Source organism: Brevundimonas sp. UBA5713, from assembly GCF_002419815.1.
In the GTDB taxonomy this organism is placed as follows: Bacteria; Pseudomonadota; Alphaproteobacteria; order Caulobacterales; family Caulobacteraceae; genus Brevundimonas.
Map to the genome: position 1 here is coordinate 44,304 of NZ_DIGV01000048.1, position 7,878 is coordinate 52,181.

The window sequence follows — 7,878 nt, forward strand, 5'->3', positions numbered from 1 at the left end:
GTTAACCACTTGGAAACGATAGGCCCCAGCGGCTCCTGCCACGCTTAAAAAAGTGCATTAACGGGGGATGTTTTTTATCCCCCGCCCGCAGGCTCAGCCCGGTCGCCCGATGCGCTTGATTTCCCAGCTCAGTTGCACGCCGGTCTTGGAAAATACGTCCTGACGCACGGTCTCGCCCAGCCCTTCGAGGTCTGCTGCGGTCGCCTCGCCGGGGTTAATCATGAAGTTGGAGTGCAGTTCGCTGAACTTGGCACCGCCGCCGGTCATCTTGAACAGCTTTCCGCGCCAGCCCGCCTCGTCGACCAGCTTCCACGAAGAGTGGCCCTCGGGGTTTTTAAAGGTCGAGCCGCCCGTCTTTTCACGGATCGGTTGCGTCTTTTCTCGGCGCGCGGTGATTTCGGCGATGCGGGCGGCGACAGCCTCGGGCTCATCAGCCGTGCCCTGATAGGTCGCCTCGATCCAGATGATGTCCGCAGGCGCATTGGCGTGGCGGTAGGTATAGCCGAACTGGTCGACCGTCATTTGTACCTTCTCGCCCTTGCGGTTCACGCCGCGCGCAGACACCAGAACGTCCTTGGTCTCCGAGCCATAGCACCCCGCATTCATGGTCAGCGCGCCGCCTATGGAGCCGGGAATACCGGCATAGAACTCCAGCCCCGCAATACCGGCCTTGGCCGAGGCGCGCGCCACCATGGAATCCAGTGCCCCCGCACCGGCAGTGACGGTCAGGCCATCGGCGACCACCTGCCCCCACGCACGGCCTGCCAGACGGATGACCACACCGGGCATGCCGCCGTCGCGCACAATCAGGTTCGAGCCGACGCCGAAAGTATAGACCGGCACGTCCTCGGGCAGAGCTTTCAGGAAGTCGATCAGGTCGTCTTCATCGGCCGGAATGAACAGCGCGTCCGCCGCCCCGCCCACGCGGAACCACGTATAGGGGGCCAGTTGTTCGTTCAGCAGCAGCTTGCCGCGCACGGTCGGAAGGGTGTCAGTCCAAGACATGGCAGTCTCCGATCTTAAGCGATGGCTTCGAGCTGGGCCGGCAGGGCGTAGGCCCAGGAGGTGATGTCACCGGCACCGAGACAGACGACCAGATCACCCGGCTTGGCCTCGTCGCGGATCACCTGCGCCAGCGTATCGGCGCTTTCCAGCGCAGCCACATGGCGGTGACCGAACTGTTTGATGCCGCTGACAAGTGCGTGTTTGTCGACGCCTTCGATGGGCTGTTCACCTGCCGGATAGACATCGGCGACCAGCACGCTGTCCGCGTCCATAAAGCAGGTCGAGAAGTCCGACATCAGGTCGCGCAGACGGGTGAAACGGTGCGGCTGCACCACCGCGATAACGCGGCCCGATTGATCGGCATTTTGTACAACCTGACGCGCGGCCTTCAGCACGGCGGCGATTTCGACAGGGTGATGGCCATAGTCATCGATGATGCGCACGCCATGGGCAAAACCGGTGGTGGTGAAGCGGCGCTTCACGCCGCCAAAGCTGGCAAGGCCCGTACGGATGCCCTCGTCGTCCACGCCGACTTCGCGGGCGACAGAAATGGCAGCCAGAGCGTTCGAGACATTGTGCCAACCGGCCATCGGCAGGCGTACGCCATCGATGCGGATATCTTCGTCGCTGGCGTGGGAACTGCGGATCACGACATCGAAGGTCGAGCCATCAGGGTCCATCTGCACATTCTCGGCGCGGACCATGGCCTGCGGGTTCAGGCCATAGGTGATCAGGCGACGATTGACGATCTGGGCTGCCAGCTTCTGCACTTCGGGGTGATCGAGGCAAACCACGCCAAAACCATAGAAGGGCGTGTCCTCGATAAAGTCGCGGAATGCCTTCTTAACGGCTTCAAAGTCGCCGTAGTGGTCCAGATGCTCCGGATCGATGTTGGTGATCATCGCCACGGTACATTTCAGACGCAGGAAAGAGCCGTCCGACTCATCGGCCTCGACGACGATCCAGTCGCCGTCGCCCACCTTGGCATTGGTGCCATAGGCGTTGATGATGCCGCCATTGACCACGGTCGGGTCGAGGTTGCCGGCGTCCAACAGAGCCGCGACCATCGAAGTCGTGGTCGTCTTGCCGTGGGTGCCGCCGACGCCGATCGAGAACTGCAGGCGCATCAACTCGGCCAGCATCTCTGCGCGGCGCACCACCGGAATGCGGCGTTCGCGCGCTTCGACCATCTCGGGATTATCGGCCTTGACTGCCGTCGAATAGACGACCGCCGAAACGCCCTCGGTGATGTGGGCGGCGTCGTGGCCGATGTAGATGCGCGCACCCAGCTTTTCGAGGCGCTCGGTATTGGCGCTGGCCTTGGCGTCCGAGCCCTGCACCTGATAGCCGATTTTCAGCATGATTTCGGCAATGCCGCTCATGCCAATGCCGCCGATACCGACGAAGTGGACGGGGCCAAGGGCGAACGGGACGGGACGAAGACGACGGATCATAAACGCCTCATAGACCCGTCCGGCGTGCGTGCGAAGTCTCCGACAGGCGAACGGCTGGGGAAATTAACAAACTGCCGATGGCCGAACATTGTGAACCACCGCCAGGCGAGGCCGTATGAAAATATTTTTTACGGACTCTGAATCCGCCAAAACCCTTATCCACCGGACTCTTGAGAGTCACAAAGATCAGCGTTTGACTCTGCGAAGAATCGCAAAACCGTTTTGATTACCAGCCGTTAACCACGATGACTCACCATGCGCCCTCAACACCACAGGGGCCGCGTATTCATGTCCGACATTCAAACCGACGTCATCCTCAGAGGCGACTGCATCGAACGTTTGAAAGGCCTGCCGGACAAGTCGGTGGACATGGTCTTTGCCGACCCGCCCTATAATCTCCAGCTGGGTGGCGACCTGCTGCGTCCGGACAACTCCAAGGTCGACGCGGTAGACGACGACTGGGACAAGTTCGACAGCTTCGCCGCCTATGACGCCTTTACCCGTGCCTGGCTGGCCGAATGCCAGCGCGTACTGAAAGACGATGGCACGCTGTGGGTCATCGGCAGCTATCACAACATCTTCCGCCTTGGCTCGGCGATGCAGGATCTCGGATTCTGGGTCCTGAACGACATCATCTGGCGCAAGTCGAACCCGATGCCGAACTTTAAAGGCACGCGTTTCACCAACGCCCACGAGACCCTGATCTGGGCCGCCAAGTCGCGCGACCAAAAGCGCTATACCTTCAACTACGACGCGCTGAAGGTCTTTAACGAAGATACCCAGATGCGTTCGGACTGGACGCTGGCCCTGTGCACCGGCTCGGAGCGTCTGAAGGACGCTGACGGCAACAAGGCCCACCCGACCCAGAAGCCGGAAGCCCTGCTTCACCGTGTGATCTTGTCGGCCACGCGCGCTGGCGATGTGATCCTCGACCCGTTCTTTGGCACCGGCACCACGGGTGCGGCAGCCAAGCGTCTGGGCCGTCACTTCATCGGTATCGAGCGCGACGAAACCTATGCCGATCTGGCGCAGGCGCGCATCGACGCCGTGATCCCCGCTGCACCGGAAGACCTTCAGATCACCGGCTCCAAGAAGGCCGAACCCAAGGTGCCGTTTGGTGCTCTGGTCGAGGCAGGCCTGCTGTCGCCGGGTGACAAACTGTACTGCCCCAAGGGCGAGCGCGAGGCCCGCGTGCGTGCCGATGGCTCGCTGGTGTCCGGCTCGCTGACCGGCTCGATCCACAAACTGGGGGCCCTGCTGGAGAATGCTCCGGCCTGCAACGGCTGGACCTACTGGCGCATCAAGACCGATCAGGGCCTGCGCCCGATCGACGCCCTGCGCGCCGAAATCCGCGCAGGCATGCAGTAAGGGTTAAGGGCGGCGCATCGCCCGAAACTGCCAAGGGCCGCGCCGATAAGGTGCGGTCCTTTTTTTCTTTCGCGCATCGTCCCCTCGTCCTCAGCAAAAGCAGGGAATGGAAAGCGCCTAGGCCAACGCCCGCTCCAGCGCCTTTTTGAACACGGTCGGCAAGGAGGCCAGCGCCTCGCCCTCCTCCATCCAGATCAGCGAGGGGTCATCCGCACGCCCCGTCGCCACATAGGCCGTCAGGTCCAGCGAGAAATGGGTGAAGACGTGGTTGATCGTGCCCGCCTCGACCCAGTCCGCCTTGAACGGCGGATCATAGGCAGGAGCCGCCGACCAGTCCGATCCCACCAGCCCCAGCATACCGCCCAGCAGGCCCTTCTCTGGCCTGCGCACCAGCCCCACCCTGCCCTTGTCGTCACGCAGCACGAACACATGGCCATAGCGGTGTGGGCGCTCAGCCTTTTTGGCCTTGCGCGGATAGGACTGCGGGTCGCCTTCCTTATAGGCGGCGCATCCAAACGACAGCGGGCACTGTTCGCACAGAGGCGATTTTGGACGGCACACCCGCGCGCCAAGGTCCATCAGCGCCTGAGGCCAGTCACCGGGTCGATGATCGGTCACGAACAGGCCCGCCAGTCGCTTTAGCTCGGGACGGGCCGAAGGCACTTCGACCTTTACCGCGAACAGGCGGCTCATGACCCGCTCGACATTGCCATCCACCACATTGGCCGGACGGCCAAAGGCGATGGCGGCCACCGCCGCTGCCGTATAGGCTCCCACGCCTTTCAGCGTCAGCAGTTCGGCCTCGGTGTCGGGAAAGACGCCGTCGTGGTCATGCGCCACCATACGGGCACCGGCCAGCAGATTTCGGGCGCGGGCGTAATAGCCCAGCCCCGCCCACGCCGCCATGACATCGGCGTCCTCGGCGGCGGCCAGATCGCTGACGGTCGGCCAGCGCTCGGTGAACTTATGAAAATAGGGAGCCGCATGAACCGTGGTGGTCTGCTGCAACATGATCTCCGACAGCCAGACCCGATAGGGATCGGTGCGCACCTTCTCCCCCGGCGGCGCGCGCCAAGGCAGGTCACGCGCGTGCGCGTCATACCAGTCCAGCAGGGCCGAGCGCAGTTTGGCGATGTCAGCGGATTTCATACCCGTCCCATAGCCGCTTTATTCATCATCGGCAGCCCATCTTGCCATCGGCAGAGGCGCAACTTTGGCCTATAGTATCGGCATGCGTCGCAGACCCCTGCCCACCGAAGAAGAAGCGCGCCAGATTCTGGCCCAACGCAAGACGCGTCCGCCCATGCGTCCTCCGCCGCGCGCGGGTCGCCAGCTGGCCCCCTTCATCAAGAAGCTGGACGAACAGTTTGGCCGTGGTGCCTCCGCGCTGGAGGCCCGCTGGGTCGAGATTGTGGGCGACCGGCTGGCCCGCGTGTGCCGTCCGATGAAGCTGGTTAAAGGCCGCGGGAACGCCGGTGGCGTGCTGGAGTTGCGCGTCGTCGGTCCTGCCGCCCTGCTGGTCCAGCACCAGACGCAGGATATCGTCGATCGGGTGAACCTGTTCCTCGGCTCAAAGGCCGTCGAAAAGCTGCGGATTTCGCAAGGTCCGATCAAGCCGCTGCCCCACAGCAGCGCGGCCCCCAAATCGCCCAAGCGCCCGCCGCTTCCGCCCATGCCTCCAGCGGCCGAAGCCGAACTGAGCCAACAGCTGGAACAGGTGCCCGACGCGCTGAAATCAGCTCTGATGAAGCTGGGTCGAGCGGCCATGGCGCGAACGGCCGAACAGGGCGATGATCCTTATCGTTGACAAATTCACGGCGCTCTGTTTGCCGTACACCGAACACAGTGCGTCCTGACGCTCAGTCGCCCGCACATCCAAAAGCGTTACTCTTGACGATCGAGGTCTGATCCATGGCTCCCACCTTTAAGTTTTCGGCCATGAGCCGTCGCGCCGCCCTCACCGCCGCCGCTCTGGCCGCCATGGCGACCGTCGCGGGCTGCTCGCCCAAGGGCGCTACCTCGGCCGAGGGCGACATGGCCAAGGGCGCGGCCGAAGGGGCCAAGGTCACCGTCGTGGAATATGCCTCGATCACCTGCGGTGCCTGCGCCGCGTGGAACGAGCAGGTCTGGCCGGAATTCAAGACCAAGTACGTGGACAACAACAAGGTCCGCTTTGTCTTCCGCGAATTCCCGACCCCGCCGCAAGACGTGGCCGTCGCAGGCTTCCTGATCGCCCGCTGCGCCGGTGAGGACAAATATTTCGACGTGATCCACGACATCATGGCTGCCCAGCGCGAGTGGCAGGCCGGCGTGTCGCCGCGCGTCACCTTGAACCGTATCGGTCAGGCCGCTGGCCTTAGCACCGAGCAGATCGACGCCTGCGTGCGTGACAAGGACGCCATCGCCGCCATGGAAGAGCGTATCCGCGCCGGTGTGTCGGCGGGCGTTCAAGGCACCCCGACCTTCATGGTCAATGGGGTGAAGGTGAACGATCCTTCGCTGGCAGGTCTGTCGGCTGTGATCGACGCCGAGCTGGCCAAGTAAGGTGATGCCGATGCGCGGGCGTATTGCCTTGGCCGTCGCTGCGGCCCTTCTGGTTCACCCCGCCGCATCGGTGGCGGAAAACTCGCCGACCCTGCCCGGGTCGGCGGCACCGCGCCCTGCCGCTCCGACACAGCCGGTTCCGGCCAGCCTGCCGTCGGACCGCGTGTTGGGTCGCGCCGATGCGCCGGTCACTATCATTGAGTATGCGAGCTTCACCTGCTCGCACTGCGCCACCTTCTCGACGCAGGTGCTGCCGGAACTGAAGAAGCGCTATATCGACACCGGCAAGGCCAAGCTGGTCTTCCGTGATCTGCCGACCCCGCCGGTTCAGGTGGCCAGTGCACTGGTGGCCATGGGGCGCTGCGCGGCTCCAGACCGGTTCTTCGACTATGCCGACTATCTGATGCAGGGTCAGGAAGCGGCTTTCCGTTCCAGCGACGTGAATGGCTGGATCCGGGGTGCCATTCCGGTGACGGGCCGCACCGAGGCTGAACTTCTGGCCTGTATGCAAACCGACGCCATGCGCACCAGCATCGAAGGGGACATCCAGTCCGCGCAGGCGGCGGGTGTCACCGGCACACCGACCCTGTTCGTGAACGGCCAGCGCGTGCCGGCACCGAACCTAGAGGGTATGGTGGCGGCCATCGAACCGCTGGTCCGCTAACCTCCGCCGATGCATTTTCAGCGCCTTCGACTTTCGGGCTTTAAGTCCTTTGTCGATCCCGCCGAGGTTCAGATTGAACCCGGACTGACCGGGATCGTCGGACCGAACGGCTGCGGCAAGTCGAATGTGCTGGAAAGCCTGCGCTGGGTCATGGGGGCCAACTCGGCCAAGGCCATGCGCGGTCAGGGCATGGAGGATGTGATCTTTGCGGGTGCCGCAGGCCGTCCGCCGCGCAACCACGCCGAAGTCACCCTGACCATCGACAACGCCCTGCGCCGCGCGCCCCAGCCTTATACGGACGAAGCCGTGCTAGAGGTTTCGCGCAAGATCGAGCGCGGGCGCGGCTCTACTTATCGGATCAACGGCAAGGAAGTGCGGGCGCGGGACGTCCAGCTGCTGTTCGCCGATGCCTCGACGGGGGCCAACTCGCCTGCCCTTGTGCGTCAGGGGCAGATTTCCGAACTGATCGCGGCCAAACCGCAGAACCGCCGCCGCATCCTCGAAGAGGCGGGTGGCGTGTCGGGTCTGCACACCCGACGCCACGAAGCCGAGTTGCGCCTCAAGGCCGCCGAAGCCAATCTCGACCGCCTCGACGACATCGGCAAGGAGTTGGAATCGACTCTCAACCGCCTGAAGCGCGAAGCCCGTCAGGCCGAGAAATACAAGAAGATCAGCGCCGAGATTCGCGCCTTGCAGGCCGCCCTGCTCTATGTGCGCTGGTCTGACGCAAAGGAAGCTGCCGAGGGGGCGCGCAAGGAGTTGCGCGAGGCCGAGGCCGCCGTCGCCGAGGCCACCACCGCCTCGGCCGCCGCCCAAACCGCCGCCCTTCAGGCGCAAGAGGCG

General features: G+C 63.7%; 8 protein-coding genes. 5 read left to right on the forward strand and 3 right to left on the reverse strand.

All coding sequences use genetic code 11. The features are described 5' to 3' along the window. Window positions 1-93: 93 nt before the first annotated feature. Window positions 94-1,005: a UDP-N-acetylmuramate dehydrogenase gene (gene murB, locus B3B04_RS12005; protein WP_292043229.1), complete on the reverse strand. Its 912-nt coding sequence runs from the start codon at window positions 1,003-1,005 to the stop codon at window positions 94-96. A 14-nt stretch (window positions 1,006-1,019) separates the two neighbouring features. After that, a complete protein-coding gene (gene murC / locus B3B04_RS12010) occupies window positions 1,020-2,459 on the reverse strand; it encodes a UDP-N-acetylmuramate--L-alanine ligase (RefSeq protein ID WP_292043231.1) in 1,440 nt (479 codons plus the stop codon). A gap of 288 nt (window positions 2,460-2,747) precedes the next feature. On the opposite strand from murC, the gene B3B04_RS12015 reads away from it, so the two are divergent. After that, complete coding sequence (locus B3B04_RS12015; protein WP_292043232.1) at window positions 2,748-3,827, forward strand: site-specific DNA-methyltransferase; 1,080 nt, start codon at window positions 2,748-2,750, stop codon at window positions 3,825-3,827. Window positions 3,828-3,944: 117 nt separating this feature from the next. Here B3B04_RS12015 and mutY read toward each other — a convergent pair whose 3' ends face one another. After that, window positions 3,945-4,976: an A/G-specific adenine glycosylase gene (mutY, locus tag B3B04_RS12020; RefSeq protein ID WP_292043233.1), complete on the reverse strand. Its 1,032-nt coding sequence runs from the start codon at window positions 4,974-4,976 to the stop codon at window positions 3,945-3,947. 64 nt (window positions 4,977-5,040) lie between these two features. On the opposite strand from mutY, the gene B3B04_RS12025 reads away from it, so the two are divergent. The 4 genes from B3B04_RS12025 to B3B04_RS12040 all read left to right on the forward strand — a co-directional run. Beyond that, window positions 5,041-5,634 carry a DUF721 domain-containing protein gene (locus tag B3B04_RS12025; RefSeq protein WP_349679370.1) on the forward strand — a complete coding sequence of 198 codons (594 nt, stop codon included), beginning with the start codon at window positions 5,041-5,043 and terminating at the stop codon, window positions 5,632-5,634. A 104-nt stretch (window positions 5,635-5,738) separates the two neighbouring features. Next, window positions 5,739-6,371, forward strand: coding sequence for a DsbA family protein (locus B3B04_RS12030; protein ID WP_292043234.1), 633 nt, complete (start codon window positions 5,739-5,741; stop codon window positions 6,369-6,371). Window positions 6,372-6,381: 10 nt separating this feature from the next. Then, window positions 6,382-7,035, forward strand: coding sequence for a DsbA family protein (locus B3B04_RS12035; protein WP_292043235.1), 654 nt, complete (start codon window positions 6,382-6,384; stop codon window positions 7,033-7,035). A 9-nt stretch (window positions 7,036-7,044) separates the two neighbouring features. Beyond that, the coding region (locus B3B04_RS12040; RefSeq protein ID WP_292043236.1) for an AAA family ATPase at window positions 7,045-7,878 on the forward strand (834 nt) is incomplete at its 3' end.